This window comes from Nitrosomonas cryotolerans ATCC 49181, from assembly GCF_900143275.1.
Classification (GTDB): domain Bacteria; phylum Pseudomonadota; class Gammaproteobacteria; order Burkholderiales; family Nitrosomonadaceae; genus Nitrosomonas; species Nitrosomonas cryotolerans.
Window position 1 is genome coordinate 388,826 of sequence record NZ_FSRO01000001.1, and the last position, 21,782, is coordinate 410,607.

The 21,782-nt window shown below is 44.3% G+C and carries 20 protein-coding genes; 16 read left to right on the forward strand and 4 right to left on the reverse strand.

Annotated features, from left to right (window positions below):
• Positions 1-149: 149 nt before the first annotated feature.
• The 4 genes from BUQ89_RS01685 (at position 150) to BUQ89_RS01700 (ending at position 2,618) form a co-directional block, all read left to right on the forward strand.
• Entirely contained in the window at positions 150-839 is a 690-nt protein-coding gene (locus BUQ89_RS01685; protein WP_028461588.1) for an O-methyltransferase, read from the forward strand.
• Positions 840-1,153: 314 nt separating this feature from the next.
• A complete protein-coding gene (locus BUQ89_RS01690; protein WP_028461587.1) occupies positions 1,154-1,408 on the forward strand; it encodes a DUF2024 family protein in 255 nt (84 codons plus the stop codon).
• Positions 1,409-1,644: 236 nt separating this feature from the next.
• Positions 1,645-2,160, forward strand: a complete 516-nt coding sequence (locus tag BUQ89_RS01695) for an invasion associated locus B family protein (RefSeq protein WP_028461586.1) — start codon at positions 1,645-1,647, stop codon at positions 2,158-2,160.
• Between the two features lie 113 nt (positions 2,161-2,273).
• Complete coding sequence (locus BUQ89_RS01700) at positions 2,274-2,618, forward strand: ArsC/Spx/MgsR family protein (protein WP_028461585.1); 345 nt, start codon at positions 2,274-2,276, stop codon at positions 2,616-2,618.
• An 83-nt stretch (positions 2,619-2,701) separates the two neighbouring features.
• Here BUQ89_RS01700 and rplS read toward each other — a convergent pair whose 3' ends face one another.
• Genes rplS through rpsP form a run of 4 tightly spaced genes read right to left on the reverse strand, consistent with a single transcriptional unit; the run spans position 2,702 to position 4,708 of the window.
• Positions 2,702-3,097, reverse strand: coding sequence for a 50S ribosomal protein L19 (rplS, locus tag BUQ89_RS01705; RefSeq protein ID WP_028461584.1), 396 nt, complete (start codon positions 3,095-3,097; stop codon positions 2,702-2,704).
• Between the two features lie 27 nt (positions 3,098-3,124).
• Complete coding sequence (gene trmD, locus BUQ89_RS01710; RefSeq protein WP_028461583.1) at positions 3,125-3,895, reverse strand: tRNA (guanosine(37)-N1)-methyltransferase TrmD; 771 nt, start codon at positions 3,893-3,895, stop codon at positions 3,125-3,127.
• Positions 3,896-3,906: 11 nt separating this feature from the next.
• Positions 3,907-4,419: a ribosome maturation factor RimM gene (gene rimM / locus BUQ89_RS01715; RefSeq protein ID WP_028461582.1), complete on the reverse strand. Its 513-nt coding sequence runs from the start codon at positions 4,417-4,419 to the stop codon at positions 3,907-3,909.
• Between the two features lie 22 nt (positions 4,420-4,441).
• Positions 4,442-4,708 (reverse strand): 30S ribosomal protein S16, encoded by a 267-nt coding sequence (gene rpsP / locus BUQ89_RS01720; protein ID WP_028461581.1) that lies wholly within the window; start codon positions 4,706-4,708, stop codon positions 4,442-4,444.
• Positions 4,709-4,932: 224 nt separating this feature from the next.
• Between rpsP and BUQ89_RS01725 the strand changes: the two genes are divergently transcribed.
• The 12 genes from BUQ89_RS01725 (at position 4,933) to BUQ89_RS01780 (ending at position 21,776) form a co-directional block, all read left to right on the forward strand.
• Entirely contained in the window at positions 4,933-6,363 is a 1,431-nt protein-coding gene (locus tag BUQ89_RS01725; RefSeq protein ID WP_036573088.1) for a (Fe-S)-binding protein, read from the forward strand.
• A gap of 122 nt (positions 6,364-6,485) precedes the next feature.
• Entirely contained in the window at positions 6,486-7,112 is a 627-nt protein-coding gene (gene coq7 / locus BUQ89_RS01730; RefSeq protein WP_028461579.1) for a 2-polyprenyl-3-methyl-6-methoxy-1,4-benzoquinone monooxygenase, read from the forward strand.
• A 107-nt stretch (positions 7,113-7,219) separates the two neighbouring features.
• Positions 7,220-7,780: a YqgE/AlgH family protein gene (locus BUQ89_RS01735; protein WP_028461578.1), complete on the forward strand. Its 561-nt coding sequence runs from the start codon at positions 7,220-7,222 to the stop codon at positions 7,778-7,780.
• 63 nt (positions 7,781-7,843) lie between these two features.
• Entirely contained in the window at positions 7,844-8,290 is a 447-nt protein-coding gene (gene ruvX / locus BUQ89_RS01740; RefSeq protein ID WP_028461577.1) for a Holliday junction resolvase RuvX, read from the forward strand.
• Positions 8,277-8,783, forward strand: a complete 507-nt coding sequence (gene pyrR / locus BUQ89_RS01745) for a bifunctional pyr operon transcriptional regulator/uracil phosphoribosyltransferase PyrR (RefSeq protein WP_028461576.1) — start codon at positions 8,277-8,279, stop codon at positions 8,781-8,783. The genes ruvX and pyrR overlap by 14 nt, the downstream gene beginning before the upstream one ends.
• Positions 8,783-9,733: an aspartate carbamoyltransferase catalytic subunit gene (locus BUQ89_RS01750; RefSeq protein WP_028461575.1), complete on the forward strand. Its 951-nt coding sequence runs from the start codon at positions 8,783-8,785 to the stop codon at positions 9,731-9,733. Before pyrR ends, BUQ89_RS01750 begins: the two co-directional genes overlap by 1 nt.
• A 228-nt stretch (positions 9,734-9,961) precedes the next feature.
• Positions 9,962-11,236, forward strand: a complete 1,275-nt coding sequence (locus BUQ89_RS01755; protein ID WP_028461574.1) for a dihydroorotase — start codon at positions 9,962-9,964, stop codon at positions 11,234-11,236.
• 197 nt (positions 11,237-11,433) lie between these two features.
• Complete coding sequence (locus BUQ89_RS01760) at positions 11,434-13,539, forward strand: M3 family metallopeptidase (protein WP_028461573.1); 2,106 nt, start codon at positions 11,434-11,436, stop codon at positions 13,537-13,539.
• 270 nt (positions 13,540-13,809) lie between these two features.
• On the forward strand, positions 13,810-14,577 hold the full coding sequence (locus tag BUQ89_RS01765; protein ID WP_028461572.1) for a PEP-CTERM sorting domain-containing protein: 768 nt from the start codon (positions 13,810-13,812) through the stop codon (positions 14,575-14,577).
• A 163-nt stretch (positions 14,578-14,740) separates the two neighbouring features.
• Positions 14,741-15,511, forward strand: coding sequence for an ATP-grasp domain-containing protein (locus BUQ89_RS01770; RefSeq protein WP_028461571.1), 771 nt, complete (start codon positions 14,741-14,743; stop codon positions 15,509-15,511).
• A 243-nt stretch (positions 15,512-15,754) separates the two neighbouring features.
• Positions 15,755-18,013 (forward strand): CHASE2 domain-containing protein, encoded by a 2,259-nt coding sequence (locus BUQ89_RS01775; protein WP_028461570.1) that lies wholly within the window; start codon positions 15,755-15,757, stop codon positions 18,011-18,013.
• A gap of 349 nt (positions 18,014-18,362) precedes the next feature.
• Complete coding sequence (locus tag BUQ89_RS01780; protein ID WP_083399526.1) at positions 18,363-21,776, forward strand: TonB-dependent receptor domain-containing protein; 3,414 nt, start codon at positions 18,363-18,365, stop codon at positions 21,774-21,776.
• Positions 21,777-21,782: the final 6 nt, after the last annotated feature.

The following is a 21,782-nucleotide window of genomic DNA, read 5'->3' on the forward strand; positions in this document are numbered from 1 at the left end:
TTTTGTTAATAACAATAGAAGCAGCCCAGAGGGGAAATATGGGCGGGCATAACTTGTTTGAAGAAAAAATTGCCGTGATATTATTTTGCTTATTGAACATACGATTAGCAGTATATAAGGATTGAATTTCTTTTTTGTGAGGACAAGAAATGATCGATATATATTCTCCAACAGTACAAAATCCAAGCGCTTTGGTGCCAGTTGATCCGGCGATTGAAGGTTATATGCGCAGCTTAGTGAATCAAACCGATCATCCGGTATTGATAGAGATGGAAGCGCTTGCGAGGCAAAAAAACTTTCCAATCGTTGATCGTTTAGTCGGTATCTTTCTTGAGACTCAGGCAAAGATGATTAACGCCCGGCGAATCTTTGAGTTTGGAAGCGGTTATGGGTATTCCGCATATTGGTTTGCAAAAGCATTGGGTGTTGAGGGGGAAATGATTTGTAGCGATGGTGATTCGCGCAATCAAGAAATGGCTGAGAAGTATCTTTCCACTGCGGGTGTATGGAATAAGATCAATTTTCACGTTGGACTGGCACAGGAAATTTTTATGCAAACCAGTGGTGATTTTGATATTTGTTATAATGATGTTGACAAGGGGGATTATCCTGATGTGTGGAAAATGGCCAGAGATCGGATTCGTCCGGGTGGTCTATACATTGCAGATAATGTTCTATGGCACGGGCGCGTTGCTGTCGAGGATTTTACCGATATCGTGCCCGGTTGGACTGAGGCAATTCTTGAACATAATCGGCTTATTTTTAGCGATCCCTTATTTGATGCTTTTATAAATCCGACGCGGGATGGTGTAATCGTTGCCCGCAGGAAAACGGCATAATATTAATTTTCGTGATAAAAATAAGTATTCATGCTTGAAATCAACGGAATTTCGATGAATTGTTTAAAAAAAGATCGTGTACAATTTCAACTGGCAGCATGCTGGCCTGCCTGAGGTGGTTTTCATGACCGGTGAGTGAATAAGAGAACATACTATAGCCGCTTTTATCCAAATCGAGTTGAATAGCTACTGTTTATCAGGTAAGCGGGCATATCGCTTCAAGCTTGAATGTGGTAAATGTTACAGTTCTCCTTGAGTTTCCTGAATCAGCCGGTCTGCACTAATTTACAACTATGAATCTATAAGGAAAAAATATGCAAATTCATGTTTATGATACTTATGTTAAAGCCAAGGATGGCCATACAATGCACTTTGATGTGTTCACTGGGGTAAAGGATGATCAGAAAGCAGTTGAATATGCTAAAGAATGGCTGGCCTCGATTGGCGAAGGGGATGCCGTAGTGACCAGTAAGGAATGCAGTTTCTGTCATAGCCAGAGTGCTCCAGCTGATGTAACTGAGGCAATTAATAAGGATGGTTATTACATATACAAAATGGAAGGTTGCTAACCATCTGTTCTAATTAAATTAACTCATATCGAGCGCAGATATTTGTTGATTGAACATGATGAAACAGCATTCTATTTATTTAGCCCTTAATCGGTGCTAAAGGGCAGATTGAGAACCAATGTAAGCTGAATAAGGTAACGTACGTATTATCTGCCCTTTATTTAGTGAATGAATCTATATTCTTTGGGCTTGATCTCAAGGACTGCAATGATCTTCTATTTCTCAGGATTTTCGTAATGAGATTAAAATTTGAAAAAATATTTATTTTTGGTGCCATTCTCGTCTTATCCAATGTTGTAGAGGCGTCGGATCCAAAAATGATTGGTGAATACGGTGACTGGACAGCCTATGTTTTTATGGAAAATAAGAATAAAGTCTGCTACATGCTCAGCCAGCCAAAAAAAGAAGAAGGGAACTATAAACAACGTGGCGATATTTTTGCTTTAATAACTCACCGGCCCGCTGAGGGGAGCAAGCATGTGTTTAGCTATAATGCAGGCTATCCTTACAAACCAGACAGCGAAGTAACCGTACGAATTGATGGTCAGAATTTTACTCTTTTCACACAAGGCGAATCTGCTTGGGCATCTGATGAAGCGACTGATAGTAAACTTGCCCTTGCGATTCAGCGAGGAAGCTCACTTACGGTGAAAGGTTTATCCATGCGAGGGACAGCAACAACCGATACTTTTGGACTAAAAGGTTCGTCAGCGGCTTATAAAGCCATATCAGCTGAGTGTGGTATTAAGTAATCCAGTTGTAGGAATTATCTTGCCAATTAGAATTGGAGATGATGGTGGATAACGGATGTATGGATTTATCCAGAGTACGTGAAAGGAATATGAATTGAAGGATATGTTTTTTTATGAACGATAAAATTACAATTTATCAGAAGCCGACATGCAGTAAATGCAAAGCAACACTCGCTATTTTGGAGGAAAATAACGTTGCGTTTGAATCTATTAACTATTATGAGACGCCAATTACGGTGGAAGATCTAAAGGCGCTGATTCAGAAATTAAATTTGTCGTTACGTGATGTGCTACGTAAAGAAGAATCGATAGCAATTAATTTTGATGCGATATCAGACGAAGAGCTTATTAAGATAATGGTTGATAATCCTGATCTGATTCAGCGACCCATCGTGGTGCGTGGGGATAAAGCCATATTGTGTCGCCCAGCAGAAAATGTCAAAATCCTATTAGAATAATGATTCCTGGCACGAGAGAAGAAAGGGAAGGGAACGCGCGCATGCCTGCGTTCCCGGTATGGTGCTCATAGTCATTACTGAGACTAGACTGTTTCCTGTACCGTCTTTTTATTGTTGCTGGCACGAGCAGGAAGTTTTTCGCGAATACGTGCAGATTTTCCGGAGCGGTCTCTGAGATAATACAGCTTTGCACGGCGTACGGCACCACGACGCTTGATTTCTATATTGGCGATGAGTGGTGAATACGTTTGAAAAGTCCGTTCTATACCTTCACCATTTGAAATCTTGCGGACAATAAATGCGGAATTGAGGCCTCGGTTACGTTTAGCAATGACCACACCTTCATATGCCTGTATACGTTTGCGCTCTCCTTCGACGACATTAACACTCACGATAACCGTATCACCGGGAGAAAAATCAGGTATGTTTTTATTAAGGCGATTGATTTCTTCTGTTTCTAGTTGCTTGATCAAGTTCATATCTTATTCCTTATTTGCCATCTAGCTCTATTTAGTTTTATAGGATTGTTTAAATTCTTCCAGCAGCGCTTCTTCTTCCTCAGTTATTCCACAAACGGTCTTTAATTTCAACAAATCCGGTCGTTTTAGCCACGTTCTGCCCAATGCCTGTTGTAAGCGCCAACGATTTATTTTGCTGTGATTCCCAGACAATAGTACTGCGGGTACCGCATTCCCTTTATATACCTCTGGACGCGTGTAGTGGGGAAAATCCAGTAGCCCATCTACAAATGAATCCTGGTGTGCTGATTCTGGGTCGCCGAGTGTTCCGGGAATTTGTCTCGCGATGCTGTCAATTAATACCATCGCTGCTAATTCACCACCGGAGAGCACGTAGTCGCCGATTGAAATCTCCATATCCACTTGAGATGCTATCAGGCGTTCATCTATTCCCTCATAGCGACCACATAGCAATATTAAGCCTGGTAATTTGCTCAGCTGTATGACCATCTCATGATTCAGGCTTTTTCCCTGAGGAGAAAGATAAATAACTCTTGTTTTGTCAATTCCCAGTGCCACCTGTCTGGCCTTCGCCTGAGTAATAGAGGCTTCCAATGGCTGCGCCAACATTACCATGCCCGGCCCTCCGCCATAGGAGCTATCATCTACTGTGCGATATCGATTTTGGGTGAAATCGCGTGGATTCCACTTAGTTAATCGAAATACGGTGTCTCTATTTGCTTTCCCTGTTACTCCATATTGGGTTACAGCATCAAACATTTCTGGAAAGAGCGTAATGACGTCAAATTCAAAAGACATTATCCGTCATCTCAATAGTCCATTCCCCAATCTACCGTTATCTGTTTGGATTGCAGATCTACTCTCATAACAACCTGATCGATAAAAGGAATGAGTCTTTCTTTATTGCCCGCATTAGAATCTTGAACCTGCAGTACATCATTGGCACCTGTTTCCAGCAATCCGATGACTTTACCTAATTTCTCAGCTTTCAGATTCACGACGCTGCTGTCGATCAAATCAGACCAGTAATAACCCGATTCACCATTTTCTGCTAGATCAGGTAATTGATTACGCGGAATTGCAACCTGTAATCCTTTTAATGGCTCTGCTAAGGTCCGATTATGGTAATTTTCTAGCTCAACAGTTAGGGTGTTACCACTGACGTGGCCAGCGATAATTCGAATTTCACGCCAGCCACCATTTTTATCGCCCAGCCACCACGTCGAATAATCAAGCAAACTATCGATGTACTCGGTATAGGGACGAACTTTAATGCAGCCCCGCACACCGAAAGGGCTGATAACATGCCCCATCACGACCATCTTTTTCTCTGGTTGATTTTGATCAGTCGTTTGCAGGATTTTCTGTTTTTGCATCAAACTGTTTAATCAGCCGTGTCACGGTATTAGACATTTGCGCACCTTTGGATTGCCAATAGGTGATACGATCTATCTGCATGCGTAATGCTTCTTCACCTCCCGTTGCTCTGGGATTATAGAAACCGACTCGCTCAATAAACCTGCCATCACGCGTGTCGCGTGAATCCGCTACAACCATGTTGAAAAAAGGACGCTTTTTTGCGCCGCCTCGTGCCAGTCTAATAATGACCATATTTTTGCCTATGAACTTATAATTTAGCGAAGAATCTAAAAACTCAATAACCCATAATAATACGATAATTCTTGTCTTGTTGACAAGTAATAAAATTTTTATATGCGCTTTATGTGTGTGATTCAGTTGTATTTGTTTTGATGTTCCGGATAGGCTGCTTATGTATTTTACCTGTCTATGTGCAGTGATGATGGCTATGATTAAATTATATAAAGAAGATGCTAATGAGTTCTGTTAAATTTTTGCCCGAATTCTCTCAAGACTTTATTCGTAAAGAGGCAGATCGCTGTGTTTCTTGCGGTCTTTGCCTGCCACATTGTCCAACTTACTATTTGACGAAATCGGAAGCGGATTCGCCGCGTGGACGTATTGCTTTGATGAACGGAGTCGTCAGTGAGCGTATCCCAATGAATGAGCGTTTTATTCAGCATATGGATCGTTGTTTGACTTGCCGCGCGTGCGAGTTGGTTTGTCCTAATAATGTCGCTTATGGGAAACTGATTGATGAGACGCGTGTCATGATGGCCGCCTCATCATTTACGCCGTTATCTAAGCAGTCTGATCTAACAAGGAGTAGGAATAGAGCAGTCAAGAAAAAATCTAGATTACGAATTTTGGCAGAAAAAGAAATTATTGCCAAACCGGCACGTTTTGATAGTTTGCGCCTGCTTTTTCGTTTTTTCCAGAAAAGCAGGCTGTCGCACTGGTTACAAAAATCAAGGCAATTAGGAAAAATAAAACTGGCTAAGCTCATAGTGCAATTACCACCCGTTGGGTTGCCTTATCGTTCTTCTGTAAATAACAGGAAGACAACTCAAAGCAAATGGCAGGAGACTTATCCTGCAGTCGGAGCAGTGCGTGGTGAAGTAGGGCTATTTTTAGGTTGTGTAGCAAGATTGGTGGATGTAGCTACGCTTAATTCGGCCATCTATGTATTGAATCGTCTCGGTTATACCGTATCTGTGCCACCAGATCAGACCTGCTGTGGTGCTTTGCATCAACATAGTGGAGAAACAAGAATGGCGGCACAATTGGCTCAGCAAAATAAAATGGCTTTTGAAAGATACAATTTAGATACGATCATCAGTACTGTATCAGGCTGTGGTGTGCAGTTAGTAGAGTCTGGTCATGTTTATGGTCGGGAAGGAAAGAGTGAGCCGGCATCGGTTTCTCGGAACTCGAGAAATAATCACGTTGTGAGCGGATCAGAAGGAAGTAAAGAAATTAAGCGTCTGAACAGTATTACAGACATCAGCAAGTTTCTAACGGTAGCGGAGGGATGGGAGGATATCGAGATACAACCATTACCATATAAAATTGCTGTACACGAACCATGTAGTTTGCGTAATGTGTTGCGTGATCAGGCCTATCCTTACGCATTGATCGCGCGTATTCCACAAGCAGAAGTGGTACCGTTAAAGGGGAACAGTCAGTGTTGCGGTGCTGCGGGAACTTATTTTCTGGATCAGCAGGATCTGGCGGAAAAGCTCCTGAATGATAAAGTGTCCGCTGTGCTCGATAGCCGTATACGCTATCTGGTTACATCGAATATCGGATGTTCATTACATATTGCGAACGGTCTGCGCGAGATAGGATCGGATGTTGAATTGTTACATCCAGTAACGTTACTCGCAAGACAAATGGGTATACAATAAAAAAACCTGAATGTTAATAATGCGGGTATTTTTTGAGAAAATACCTATTTGAAATTTAAAAGATACAATGTGCATGGGGATTCACCATGATTAATTCTATCGTTCACTCAGTTTAATTGATTATGTTCAATATTGATAAATTTATTATCGGCTTTGACGGTGCTTTACGAACACTCCTGGCGCCTGCACAGACGTTGCGCTCTGTTCCAGGCAGTGATCTGCCTGAAGCGGAATTGACTGATGCAGAAAGGAAAGAATCTACTGCATTAATGCGCATTAACCATGTAGGTGAAGTATGTGCGCAGGCTTTATATCAGGGACAGGCAACAACCGCACAGAATGCAGTGATACAGCAAACCCTGATGCAGGCAGCTCGTGAAGAAACTGAACATCTGGCTTGGACCGAGCGTCGTATAACAGAACTAGGTGGACATAAGAGTCTGCTTAATCCGCTATGGTACGGCGGTTCTTTTATGATCGGTGTGATAGCGGGTACACTTGGCGACAAATGGAATCTCGGCTTTCTTGCTGAAACTGAATACCAGGTTGGCGCACATTTGGCAGGTCATTTGCAGCGTTTGCCGCATAATGACGAAAAGAGCCGCGCCATCGTTGTGCAGATGCAACTTGACGAAGCAAGTCATGCAGCTATGGCCATGTCGCATGGTGGGGCTGAGCTTCCATTACCCGTAAAATTAGCGATGAAAATGGGTTCAAAAGTGATGACTCGGACAGCATACTGGGTTTAGAAATAGCTTATTGGTGATTTAAATTGCGGCATTATGGGAAGGAATTGGCGCCCGTGAGTTTGCAGCAAACAAAATGGAAGGCTCATTCATATAGGTAAGACATATTTATGCAGAATCTCAATTTGACTGACCATTTCTTGATTGCAATGCCATCGATGATGGATTCTGTTTTTTCAAAAACGCTGACTTATGTTTGTGAGCACAATGAACAGGGAGCGTTGGGATTGGTGATCAATCGTCCAACTGATCTTACTTTAGCGAATTTGTTTAAACAGCTGGGTATTCCATCAGCTGATCCGCCGCAGGAAATACCTCCCGTACTTTTTGGTGGGCCAGTACAACTTGATTGTGGATTCGTGTTGCATCATCCGGTAGGAAAATGGCAATCAACACTAGCGATAAATCAGAAAGTGGGACTTACGACATCACTTGATATCCTGCAGGCAATCGCAAATTCGGAGGGCCCTGAACAGATTCTGGTTGCGCTGGGTTACGCAGGATGGGCTCCTGGTCAAATTGAGCATGAATTGGGACAAAATGCATGGCTTACCGTGCCTGCTTCATCGAGTGTGATTTTTGATTTACCATCTGAAGAGAAACTGCCTGCTGCGATGAAGTTGTTGGGCATTGATTTTTCCAATTTGTCTAACGAAGTGGGACATGCCTAGCTTGTCCAGTAGTTGATCATTGATGGGTAATATAGATATGTTGATCCGCAATCGAATGGCCAGATGACGGGTATTACAGAAAATCCATGTGGCACCATATTGGCTTTTGATTTCGGGAAAAAGCGCATTGGCGTGGCAATAGGCGATAGCATGTTGCAATTAGCTCATCCACTGGTTACCATCGATAATACAGTAACTGAGCAGTGTTTTGCTGCAATCGCAAAATTGATAGAGGCGTGGCAGCCGGTATTATTAGTGGTAGGATTGCCCACTCATGACGACGGGAGAGAGCATGAATTGACTCGTTTGTGTCGACGTTTTGCGCGGCGTTTAACGGGTCGCTTCGGGCTTGAAATTGTACTCATAGATGAGCGTTATACCTCTATCACGGCTAGTGTGGCATTGAAGGAATTGGGAGTTAGAGGGAAGAAGCAGAAACCAATGTTGGACCAGATGGCAGCGCAGCAAATACTTCAATCTTTTTTTGATGATAATCATGCAGTTACCTGACGCAGAAGAGTTGTTTCATAATTTAGCTAAGAAAATAAAACCTGATATCGAAAAAGACGTTGCGCTAGTAGGTATACATACCGGGGGGGTGTGGTTGGCTGAGCGTCTGCATCAGGAATTAAAAGTTATGCTGCCATTGGGCGTGCTGGATGTGTCATTTTATCGCGATGATTTCGATAAAATCGGATTGCATCCGCAAGTTAAACCTTCTAACATTCCATTTGAAGTCGATGGTTGTCACATTATTCTGGTGGATGATGTCCTTTATACGGGGCGCACTATTCGAGCAGCCGTCAACGAACTATTTGATTATGGGCGTCCAGCTACAATCCGTTGTGCTACCTTAATTGATCGAGGCGATAGGGAGTTGCCTACTGCTGCCCAGTATATCGGCGCAAAACTTACTCTGCCGGCGGACAGCATGCTGCAATTAGAACGGGAAGATAACGGTAAATTGAGTCTGAACCTGTGTAGCAAAAATCGACCAGAATGATGAACAGAAATCCACAGTTGAATAGGAAGGGTGAGCTACAACATCTGCTTACTACTGAAGGGTTGCCCTTGTCTATTTTGTTGAATATCCTGGATACGGCCGAATCTTTTGTTGGCGTAACCGAACGTGATGTTAAGAAAATACCGTTATTGCGCGGGAAGTCTATTTTTAATCTTTTTTTCGAAGCCAGTACTCGTACCCGCACAACCTTTGAGATTGCGGCCAAGCGGTTGTCAGCAGATGTACTGAATTTGAATATCGCGGTTTCTGCGCAGTCTAAGGGTGAGACATTGCTCGATACCGTTAATAATCTCTCGGCCATGAACGCCGATATGTTTATTGTGCGACATTCGCAAAGCGGCGCCGCGCATTTGATAGCCAGTCATGTTCAACCGGAGATTCATGTCATTAATGCGGGTGATGGGCGTCATGCACATCCTACACAAGCGTTATTGGATATGTTTACTATTCGACGCTATAAACATGATTTTCATAATCTACGTGTAGCGATTATCGGGGACATTCTGCATTCTAGAGTGGCCCGTTCTCAAATTCATGCGTTGACTACATTGGGTGTGCCAGAAGTGCGGGTAATTGCACCTAAAACCTTGTTACCCAGCAAAGTTGAGCGTCTTGGTGTGCATGTCTATCATGACATGAGAAAAGGATTGAAAGACGTGGATGTATTGCTGATGTTGCGATTACAGAATGAACGGATGGAAGGCGCAAGCCTGCCTAGCTTTGAGGAATATTTTAAATATTACGGATTGACTCAGGAAAAATTAGCACTGGCTCAACATGATGCCATTGTGATGCATCCGGGCCCAATGAATCGTGGTGTGGAAATTGATTCTGTTGTTGCTGACGGCAAACAGTCGGTCATTCTGCCGCAAGTTACATTCGGTATCGCGGTGCGTATGGCAGTGATGTCCATTCTAGCCGGCCATTAGATGCAGGCATGATGGCTAAGTTGGCTATTGATGAGAAGTAGTAGTTTTTTATAAAATAAATGGCTGGATTATTTTGGTTTTGAATCATCGCGTATTTTATATCATGAAAATATAAAATGATACGTACAGTTTCTTTTATTTGTATCACTGTTCAGTTTTTATTCGATAGGTTACTAGATCAAAGGATAAGCAGGAAGCTCGAGTGATGAGTTGACCCAAATACAGGCTATGAAAATTTGTATAAAGAATGGACGTCTAGTAGATCCCAGAAATAATATTGATGCAGTTAGGGATGTGTTTATTGCCGCAGGTAAAATTATCGCGATAGGTGCTGCGCCTGATGATTTCTGTGCAGACCGGGTGATTGATGCCAATAAATTTGTGGTATGTCCGGGCCTGGTTGATTTATCAGTACGGTTACGTGAACCAGGGTTAGAGTACAGGGCTACCCTTGAGTCAGAAATGGGCGCTGCTGTTGCGGGAGGAATTACCAGTTTTGCTTGTCCGCCTGATACAGATCCCCCCCTGGACGAACCGGGATTGGTAGAGATGTTGAAACATCGTGCTAAAAGCCTGAATCAGGCGAATATCTACCCTATTGGCGCATTAACGCAGGGTTTGAAGGGTATGCGGTTAACCGAAATGGCGGAGCTATACGATGCTGGCTGTATTGCTTTTGGTCAGCCGGATGTACTGCTTTCGGATATGAAGGTATTGATGCAAGCCATGCAGTATGCGTCCACTTTTGGTTATAGTGTGTGGCTGCGTCCACAGGATAAAAGCTTAACCAGCCAAGGTGTGGCGCATGATGGCGAAGTAGCGACTCGACTGGGTCTGCCAGCTGTTCCTGTTTGTGCAGAGACGCTTGCTTTGTCGAATATCATCTTATTGGCACGCGAGACGGGCGTCAGCGTGCACCTGTGCCGCATCTCCAGTGCGGAAGGTGTTGCGATGATACGCAGCGCCAAACAACAAGGTTTGCCGATTACGTGCGACGTCGCGATTAACCATGTACATCTTTCCGAGATGGATATTGGTTTTTTCAATTCAAATTGCCATTTGATGCCGCCATTACGTAGTGCAAGTGATCGAGATACCTTGCGTAGCGGGTTACTTGACGGCACGATTGATGCGGTATGCTCGGACCATGCTCCAGTAGATGAAGATGCAAAACTACTACCTTTTGGGCAGGCTGAAGTTGGAGCAACGGGTGTGGAGTTACTGCTGTCCTTGATATTCAAATGGGGAGTAGAAACGCGCCTTCCGCTTGCAACCGTATTAGCTAAGATTACATTGGAACCTGCACGTATATTGGGCATTGATGCAGGTCATTTGTCACTGGGCGCTGCCGCTGATGTGTGTATCTTTGATCCTGAGCAATACTGGAAAGTGGCGTCTACAGTAATAATCAGTCAAGGTAAGAATACTCCCTTTCTGGGAATGGAATTGCCGGCTAAAGTTCAATACACCTTAGTCAATGGGCATATCGTGTATGAGCATTGAAGTTTAATTCACATGCTTTATGAAGTTACACGCATACGTTATTCATATTCTGATTCATTTGGAAACCTTCGTAGAACCCTCATTTGATGCGTGAGTAGTTTGATATTATCAAAACCCGATACCGTAGCCTGCTGCAAACATTGGGGAGAGTACAATTTTTAGATTAATCTGTTTCTACAATTATTACCTGGAGCAATATGACAAATCCACTACTTGATTTCTCTGGACCGCCACTTTTTGAGGAAATAAAGAATGCACATATTACACCGGCGATTGAAGCGCTGCTGCGTGAAAATCGTGCAGTAGTGAACAGAGTGCGTGATGATAGTAGTATGCCTACGTGGGATGGATTCGTGCAGCCGATGGTGGATGCCAATGAGCGCTTATCGCGCGCTTGGGGGCAAATCTCTCATCTGAATGCAGTAATGAATACTTCGGAATTACGTACAATTTATAATGCGAACCTACCGCAGATTACTCAATTTTATGCCGAATTCACGCAAGACCCGTTGTTGTTCAAAAAATTTAAGCAGCTACGTAATAGTACAGAGTTTGAGCAACTGAATGCCGCTCGAAAAAAGATTATTGAAAATGAGCTGCGAGATTTTCGTTTAGGTGGTGCTGAATTGTCAGCAGAGAAAAAAAATCGCTTTCTTCAAATTCAGGAAATGCTATCGGCACTTTCTTCTAAATTTAACGATAATTTACTCGATGCAACGAATGCTTTTTCATTATTGGTGGAGAACAAGGAAGCGGTATCGGGTATTCCCCAGGATGTATTACAAACAGCCAGAGAGCTGGCTGAGAAAGATGCGACTGCTGGCTGGAAATTTACATTGCATATGCCCTCTTATTTGCCGGTTATGCAATATGCCGATAATCGGGTGCTACGCGAGCAAATGTATCGTGCCTATGTAACGCGTGCGAGTGAGCTGATTGATGAGACCGCGTCTAATGATGCCACTGAGTGGGATAATATGCCGTTGATTCATCAAATATTGACATTACGTCAAGAAGAAGCACAGTTACTTGGTTTTGACTGTTATGCTGAAGTGTCGTTGGCAGCAAAAATGGCGAATACGCCTAAACAAGTGCTGGATTTTCTCAATGATCTGGCTGCTAAGGCTAAGCCATATGCGAAAGAAGATTTGCAGGAATTACAGCAATTTGCAGCTGAGAAGCTGAGTCTGGATAGGCTGGAGTCCTGGGATTTACCTTATGTCAGTGAGAAATTACGCGAAGCGCGTTATGCTTTTTCTGATCAGGAAGTGAAGCAATATTTTCCTGAGACTAAAGTATTATCTGGCATGTTTAAACTGGTAGAGAAGCTCTATGGTATTACGATTGTCCCGGTAAAGGCATCGTGTCATGTGCAATGCTGGCATCCTGATGTCAAGTTTTTTGATATTCATCATACGGATGGACAGTTAATCGGGCAATTTTATATTGATCTGTATGCGCGGGTTGGTAAACGAGGTGGTGCGTGGATGGATGACGCCATTACGCGGCGGCGTGTTATAAATGAGAAAACCGGAGATGTGACTATTCAAACGCCCGTCGCCTATCTGACATGCAATTTCTCAGCGCCGGTTCGTACTGATAATGAACCGCGTCCTGCCTTGTTTACGCATGATGAAGTGATCACCTTATTTCATGAATTTGGTCATGGGTTACATCATTTGCTCACGCAAGCAGAAGATTTAAATATATCTGGTATTAATGGAGTTGAATGGGATGCAGTAGAGCTACCCAGCCAGTTTATGGAAAACTTTTGCTGGGAATGGGAAGTATTGACGGAAATGACACAACACGTAGAAACAGGCGCGGCCCTTCCCAGAGTGTTATTTGAAAAAATGTTGGCTGCCAAAAATTTCCAGAGCGGGTTACAGATGTTGCGACAGATCGAATTTGCGTTATTTGATATGCGTCTGCATTTTGATTTTAATCCGAAGAATGATAAAACGGCATCACAATTGCTGGATGAAATTCGTCAGGAAATAGCGGTCATTGTGCCGCCAAAATATAATCGTTTTGCTAACAGTTTTGCACACATATTTGCCGGTGGCTATGCAGCGGGTTATTACAGCTATAAGTGGGCAGAGGTATTGTCTGCTGACGCCTATAGCTTATTTGAAGAGAATATCCAAGACAAGATAGTCAATGCTGAAATAGGCTCACGTTTCCGCCGAGAGATTCTTGCTGTAGGGGGTAGTCGTTCGGCGCTGGAGTCGTTTATTGCCTTCCGTGGGCGTGAACCGACGATAGACGCATTGTTGCGCCATACGGGTATGGCTGCAGCGTGAAAGATAATGACAGTTGATTGCTTATTTAATTTAATAAGGCAGATTATTGATCGCGACCGGTGTCGCGATACAGACAGGGATTTGTCATTGTTTTTTACACATTGCCGATATACATAACCAAGAATTCATTAATATCCTGATTATTAATTCTATTATATTGGTGGCATAATTCCTGCTTGTTTATTTTTAAGTGAGTGAAATGGCTTATTTTAAGTCTAAAGAAACTGACTGAATTTTGGGTATTGATAAAGTAAAGAATAAGGAGTGATTATGTTTGGGCTGCGTCAGATCTGTACTACTGTTTTAAAACTAGGGGTAGGGGCCATTCTTTTTATACTGAGTACACATATTGCAAGTGCGACTATTACGCTATTTTTTGATAGTACCAGTTCGTCTAGTAATACCCCAGCAACAGGTGCTTCCGCCAAGGCTGAATTTTTGTTTAGTGATGACGGCAGTGGGGGAGTTAAAATTGATTTGCTGTTTACCAATACAACGGGTGCCATTCCAGTCTTTGGATCAGGTGCGACTGAATCCAAGCTGACAGGCATTGGTTTTGATTTGATTAGATTAAACACGGGTATTACCACCTTTGTTTCGGGAACGCATCTTAATACGCTGATACTGACGCCAACGCTTCCTCCATTTGAATCATTCGATATCGGCATTGCTGATAATGCCAACTTTCTTGGAGGCAATGCAAATGCGGCTCTCCCTCAAGGTAGTACGGATACTGCTAGCTTTATTCTAATTGGTAGTGGTCTCACTGCCGCCGTGTTGGAAGACGAATTTTTCGATGGTTTTTCTACTGGTTCACTGGGCTACGTAGCGCGTTTTCAACAAGTAAATGGAAGCGGAGCTGACAGCGATAAATTACTCGGTGGTACTGCTACTTGTGACAGTTGTGGCTTTGTTCCCCCGCCTCCACCCCCAGTGGCTATTGCAGAACCCGCAACGCTTGCATTATTTGGTTTAGGCCTGTTAGGTATTGGCGTGGTGCGCCAAGCGCGGTTAAAAGCAGGTTATCTGGTTAGATAAGTAATAAGCCCGCTAACGCGAGCTTATTACTTGAAGTGATGTGAACCTATCACGATGTATTAGCTGAGACCTTTGCAAAAGCCCTTACCAGAATTTCTACTATTGATTATGAAGGGTTGATTTTTTAACTATTGGGCTTTTGCAAAGGTCTCCATCAATATTTATGACTGCTCTTCGCTTGGTCCTGGGTAATAAGCCAGATTGGACTACTCGTATGATTCCGTTACTTACGTCGGATTTTGAAGTTGCCAGTACCTTGCTCAAAATCGATCATGCTGAATGGGCTGATATCGTTGTTCCGCTTCATCTATCCGATTATGAAATCTTACGCGCTACGTCACTATTTCAAGGTAAGGCACTATTTCCAGCGCCTGAAACAGTGGCGCTTTGCCATGATAAAAGGCGCTTCAGAGACTGGTTCAGAACTCACTTCGATCCTGTTTATCTACCTGCGCAGACAGTCCCGGGTTCAGGACTCTTGATTGCCCGGCCCTGTGAAAGTGAATGGGGTGTTGGTGCGGTACTCGTCGAGTCGAATCAGCAGGGCGGGTTGGTGTGTTCTTATGCGGATTCTGACATGTTTACTGAAGAGTATATTACGGGCCATACGGAGTTTGCGCAGCACGTCTTGTTTGACGATGGACATGTGCTGTATTCGGCGTTGTCGACATATGAACATGCGGCAGATCGCTATGTGCGTGGTGTGGGTTGCGGTCCAACGCGTACCACGCTCGTCGAAACCGATATTATTCCATCGATTTTTGTTGCCATTCTTAGTGAGTTGAATTATTCAGGGACGGCCTGTATTGATTATAAAATCGATGCAACCGGCCAAATCAAAATTTTTGAAATCAATCCTCGTATGGGGGGAAGTCTTGCCGGACTGGCGCATTCCTATGTTGCAACGTATGCAGGTTACCTGCGGTACTATTGAGCAGGAGACTGTTTTGAGGCCATCATTCTGCCTGGCTCGCATGGTCATTAACAGTCACTGATACAATAAAAAAATTTAATTTTAGATGTCGCCGGAATAGTTCTATCAGCTTATCTAACGTGCGCTCGCTTGTTTATTGGCTTTGTATAGCCAGTGGCTGTTTCTGTTATGCGCTTTGTATCATGACATAATGAGAATAAGGTTTTGATGCATTTCCTGAGGCTATTCTGCGTAGGATTCAGTATGTTGCGTTTATTTAAACGGCTTGTCTTGGGTTTGTGCGTAGGTCTGTTCGGAGTCATGATAGCGCTGGCACCATTCGGCCTGGCTCTTGAGGAACAATTTGGTTTACCCGGGTTATTTTATCTACGTGGAGCCATTTCCTCACCCGATGATGTGGTTGTGGTTGCAATAGATCAGCGCTCAGCCCGTCATTTGAATCTGCCGCTTAATCCCCGTTCCTGGCCGCGCGACTTACATGCCCGTTTAATTGAAAGGCTTACAGAAGCGGGTGCCGGTGTTATTGTTTTTGATCTGATATTTGATACCCATGGCAATGTTCCCGCACATGATGCGGCGTTAGCTCAGGCAATGGCAGCGGCCCGTAATGTGGTGTTAGTTGAAAGGCTGAGCTCCGAGGATGTTGAGTTATTGATGGAGCCATCCGATCAGGCTCAGTATAAGATTACACAAGAAGGGACTATTCAGCCGATACCGATTATTGCAGATGCTGCATTAGTCTGCGCGCCATTTCCTTTACCCAAATTATCTCGAGTAAACGGCTATTGGGCTTTCAAAGCAGGTGCCGGAGATATGCCGACATTACCGGTGGCCGCATTGCAGGTTTTTGCATTGCCTGTTTATGCGGATTTTACCCGCTTGCTTGCTCATAACAGTCCCGGCTATACAGAACAATTAGTCGTTAACTCCGCTGCACCGGATATCGAAGCATTACTTTTTACGTTACGCAATATGCTGGTTAATGTGCCAGGGCTGGCGCAGAAGATGTTGGTAGAATTACAGCGTAATACAAGCCTGAATGCAGATACCAAACGCATGCTTAGGGCGCTCATCAGCGCATATGTGGGTACTGAAATACGCTATCTGAATTTTTATGGTCCGCCCCGTAGTGTGCGGACAATACCTTATTACCAGTTGGTACAGTCGGCTACTGACCCTGCTGCCCTGAATGATGCTTTTGAATCGATTTTTAAAGGTAAGGCGGTTTTCATCGGGTTTTCAGCTGAAACACAATCGGGCCAGGACAGAATAAGAGATGATTACCATACGGTGTTTCCTGGTGCCGACGGATTGACCATGAGTGGTGTTGAGATAGCTGCAACCGCTTTTGCCAATTTGCTGGAGAATAAGCCTATCAAACCTGTGTCGTTGATAGTCGGTTTAAGTATACTTTTTTTATTAGGTGTTGTGATGGGCGCCGCCTTTCTTATGTTGTCCAATCGTAGTGGCGCATTCGTGGTCATCGTATTGATCCTTATTTATGTTGGCCACGCATACTATCAATTTGAAGCGATGGGTCTTTGGCTGCCGCTCATTATTCCACTTTTTCTACAAATGCCGCTTGCTTTATTTGGTGCAGGATTATTGAAATATGTCGCCGCAAGGCGGGAGGGTAAACAAGTCAAGGATGCATTTGGCTATTTTCTGCCTGAGCGGGTGGTTAATGATATCGCGAAGAGTGCGGGTAAAGTGAGTGCCAACACGCAATTGGTTTATGGTGTTTGCTTAGCAACGGATGCGGATAAGTATACGACACTGGCGGAGAGAATGAGCCCTCGGCAATTGAGCCAGCTTATGAATGACTATTACGCGGTCTTATTTGAACCGGTAAGAAAACAGGGCGGTATTGTTTCCGATGTGGTGGGTGATGCCATGTTTGCGATATGGGCCCCGCCTTTTTTAGATGCTGACTTGCGTAAACAAGCGTGTCTGGCTTGCCTCGATATTGTCGCCGCTGTGGCACATTTTAACCAGATAAATAGTGAGATGCAGCTACCTACTCGGGTGGGTTTACATTTTGGTGAAATCTTATTAGGTAATGTTGGTGCACTGCATCATTATGAATATCGGGCGGTTGGGGATATCGTCAATACAACCAGTCGTATTCAGGGTGTCAACAAGTATCTGGGAACGAATGCGTTATTATCGAGTGAAGTCATTGTGGGTCAGGCTGATTTTTTAACGCGCCCCCTTGGAAATTTTTTACTGGCGGGTAAGTCATCTGTAGTCAACCTGTCAGAGCTGGTTGCGCATAAGCAGACCGCGAGTTATGAGCAGTACTGGCTATGTGAACGTTTTACTCACGCCTTGCAGGCGTATGAACTAAAAAAATGGAACGAGGCATCCAGTGGCTTCCTGGAAATTCTTGACATCTTTCCAGCGGACGGTCCGGCTCGGCTTTTTCTGAATGATAGTCTGCAATATGAGGCTTCGCCACCGCCTGAATCATGGTTTCCTGTCATGCGGATAGACGGTAAATGAATGCATTATAGTCCATTGTCGCAACTCAGCGCTGCTTCATGTTCTTAATCGTAAAAGACCGCTGCATAACTGTGTTTTTGAACTTTTCTGATCACTTGTAGCATTGATAAATCAAACACTTAAAAATCTTTCCCAGCCCGAAATACCCAGTTATGCAGCGGTCTTTCGAATAAAATCAGGGTAGGGCGCAATGCATAGAATATCCGTTCTGGTATTAGGGATAAGCATCTCGTATAATGAACTGAATAGATTGCGTATACCAGATTCTCCGGTTTTGTTGGGTTCTTCCGGGTGCTGGAAGGTGGGAGTGGGTCGTATTCGCCTTTCGATTTGGGTTGAATCATAGAAGATGAGAAATGAGAGCGTGCTGGAAGCGTATGTCGAAGTTGGGGTGTTGCAGAGTATCAATCAGGGTGTTTGTGCTTATTACGGGGTTTTTTTATTATTTTTTCTGAGTGATGTTTTTGCTGCAAGGTCTTGTGTATCAGTAGTCGCCCGGGTTGTTTCAACGCAGGGCACTGTAGAATTACGGCATGCGAGCGATACATATTGGCAGCCTGCTGAGATGAATGCTGTACTGTGCGCCGGTGATAGGGTGCGTGTTCGTGCGCGAAGCCGTGCTGCTCTGCGCTTGACTAATGAAAGTATGCTCAGGTTGGATCAGAAGACGGCCATTACTTTTCCTGAACTGGAAGAAGAGGCGGCTATTTCTCTGATTGATCTATTGAAAGGTGCGATACATATTCTGACGCGCACACCCATGCCGTTTAAGGTCACAACTCCCTTTGTTAATGCAGGCGTAGATGGAACAGAATTTTCTGTACGGGTTGATGATGACAGCACGCAACTCGTCATTTATGAGGGGCGGGTATCAGTCAATAATGATCAAGGCCAGCTGAGGCTTCTCGAGCATGAATCGGCAATTGCGGTCAGAGATCAGGCGCCGCAGAAAGTTGCCCTGGTTAATCCAAGCGAGGCTGTTCAATGGGCCTTATATTATCCGACAGTGATTGATTATCGGTTGGACCAGGCGGTTTCCACTGAGCCCGCCGTATTAACCGAGATCAGCAGCGCGATTGCGTTTTATCAGCGGGGTCAGTTGACCGCAGCACTCCTGCAGCTCGATCGCGTGCCACAAGATAAACGTACTGCACGCTTTCTGACTTTTTATGTCAGTCTTTTGTTGTCTATTGGGCGGGTCGATGAAGCGCGGGCCGGTATTGAGCAAGTACTCAAGCTTGAGCCGGACAACAGCGATGCGCATGCATTGCAGGCCATGATTGCGATTGTACAAAACGAAAAGGCTGCCGCTTTGCGCTTCGCTACTCAGGCTGTGGCATTCAATCGCCTCTCTCCGGCTGCACACATTGCGCTTTCCTACGTTCAGCAAGCCAATTTCGAAATCAGCGAAGCACTTGAAAGTGTTCAGAGGGCAGTTACATTGGATTCTGAAAATGCACTGGCCTGGGCGCGACTGGCTGAATTACAGATGGCAATGGGCGAACCGGATTATGCTTTGGCCGCTGCACAACAGGCGGTCAGTTTAAATCCCAATCTGGCTAAAACACAAACGGTATTAGGATTTGCACATTTACTGCAAATTGATACTGTGGCTGCCAGACAAGCTTTTATCCGGGCGATCGCGTTCGACCAGGCGGATCCCCTGCCAAGACTGGGGCTAGGGCTGGCGCTGACGCGCGAAGGCCATCTTGAGGCCGGGCGCATTGAGCTGGAAATTGCCGTGAGCCTTGATCCAGCCAGTTCATTGATACGCAGTTATCTGGGTAAAGTCTATTTTGAGGAAAAACGCTATGGGCTGGCCAGCACTCAATTTGACCTGGCTAAAAAAAGTGATCCCCAGGATCCCACGCCGTGGCTTTATGATGCCATTCAGAAGCAGACACAAAATCGACCGGTGGAAGCATTGCAGGATTTGCAAAGATCAATTGAGTTGAACGCTAACCGGGCTGTGTATCGTTCACGGCTGCTGCTTGATCAGGATCAGGCTGCGCGGGGTTCCAGCCTGGCCCGTATTTTTGATAATCTGGGCTTCGAAAAACGCGCTTTAGTAGAAACAGCCAGCGCCCTGAGTTTGGATCCTGGCAATCATTCGACGCACCGATTTCTTTCAGATATATATACGCATATTCCGCGACATGAAATTGCTCGGGTGAGCGAGCTATTACAAGCACAACTTTTGCAGCCGATTAATGTTAACCCGGTGCAGCCTCGTTTAGCCGTGGCTGATCTCAATATCATCACGGGTACCGGACCCGCAATAGTGGGTTTTAATGAATTCACGCCATTAGTTGAGCGTAATCGACCACAATTAGTTGCATCCGGGATTGTGGGGAGTCATGAAACGCTAGGAGATGAAGTGGTTGCTTCTGCGGTATACGATCGTGCCTCGATCAGCATGGGCCAATTTTATTATCGGACAGATGGGTTTCGCCCAAATAATGATCAAAAACACCACGTCTATAATGCCTTCTTGCAATATGCCGTAACGCCCCGGTTTAATATTCAGGCGGAGGTGCGCACACACAAAGCGGCACATGGTGATTTATTGCTGGATTTTAATCACAATGCGTTTAAAAAAGATCAGCGCCGTGAACTGATGCAGGATATGGCCCGTATGGGCGCAAACTACAAGCTGTCATCAAAGCAGAGCCTGATTGCTTCAGCTGCCTATACGTATCGCAGGGAGAATCAAAGGGAATCCTTTGGTCCTGCTAACAGTTTTAACGAAATACTCAAGGATCAAGGTTATCAGGTTGAGGCTCAATATCTGTATCGAGATCAGCTGGTTAACGTTACGATGGGCGCGGGTACCTATGAAATAGCCGCCAACAGTCAGATACGCACGGATTTAATGCTCCCCAATGGACCCATATCCAATCAAACGGCGCACGATTTTATGCGGGAACGGCGTAATGGTTATATTTACACGAATTTTAATTATTTTAGTGACTTAAGTACGACACTGGGTTTGAGTTATGATGCATTCAAAGAAGATGGCGGATTCGAAATCAAGAAATTTAATCCAAAAATCGGCTTACAGTGGAGTATTTTGAGTAATTTACGTTTAAGATTAGCGCTTTTTGAAACAGTCAAGTCATCTTTAATCGCGAATCAAACAATTGAACCGACTCAGGTGGCGGGATTTAATCAAATGTTTGATGATGTTAATGGGACCAGAGCGCAGCGTAAAGGCTTCGGTCTTGATGCACGGATTACCCATCATATTTTCAGTGGTATTGAAGTGTCATCGCGTGATTTAAAGGTGCCAATTATCACGCAACACATAATGGAAAATCAGAAAGAGAAACTATATCGTGCCTATCTCTATTGGCTACCGCATCCATTTTGGGCAATCAAAGGTGAAGCGCAGTTTGAAAAATTTATGCGCCAGCCGGATCTCTCCAGTACAGAGCCGAATCGGATTGAGACATTGAGTGCACCTGTGGCTATTCAGTATTTTAATCCGCATGGTCTGTTCGCGAAACTGACAGGAACTTATGTCCGGCAGGAATTGGAGCGTCAGGGACGTATAGAAAATGCGGGCATCGATCATTTTTTCTTGTTTGATGCAACGTTGGGTTATCGATTTCCAAACCGGATGGGGATGCTGAGTCTGGAAGGCAGAAATCTTCTGAACGATCACTTCTTTTTTAGGAATGTCAATTTTCAGCTATCTGAGGCGATGAGCCCTCGATTCATCCCTACCCGTACTATTTTTGCAAGACTGACTTTAAATTTTTAGAAGGAG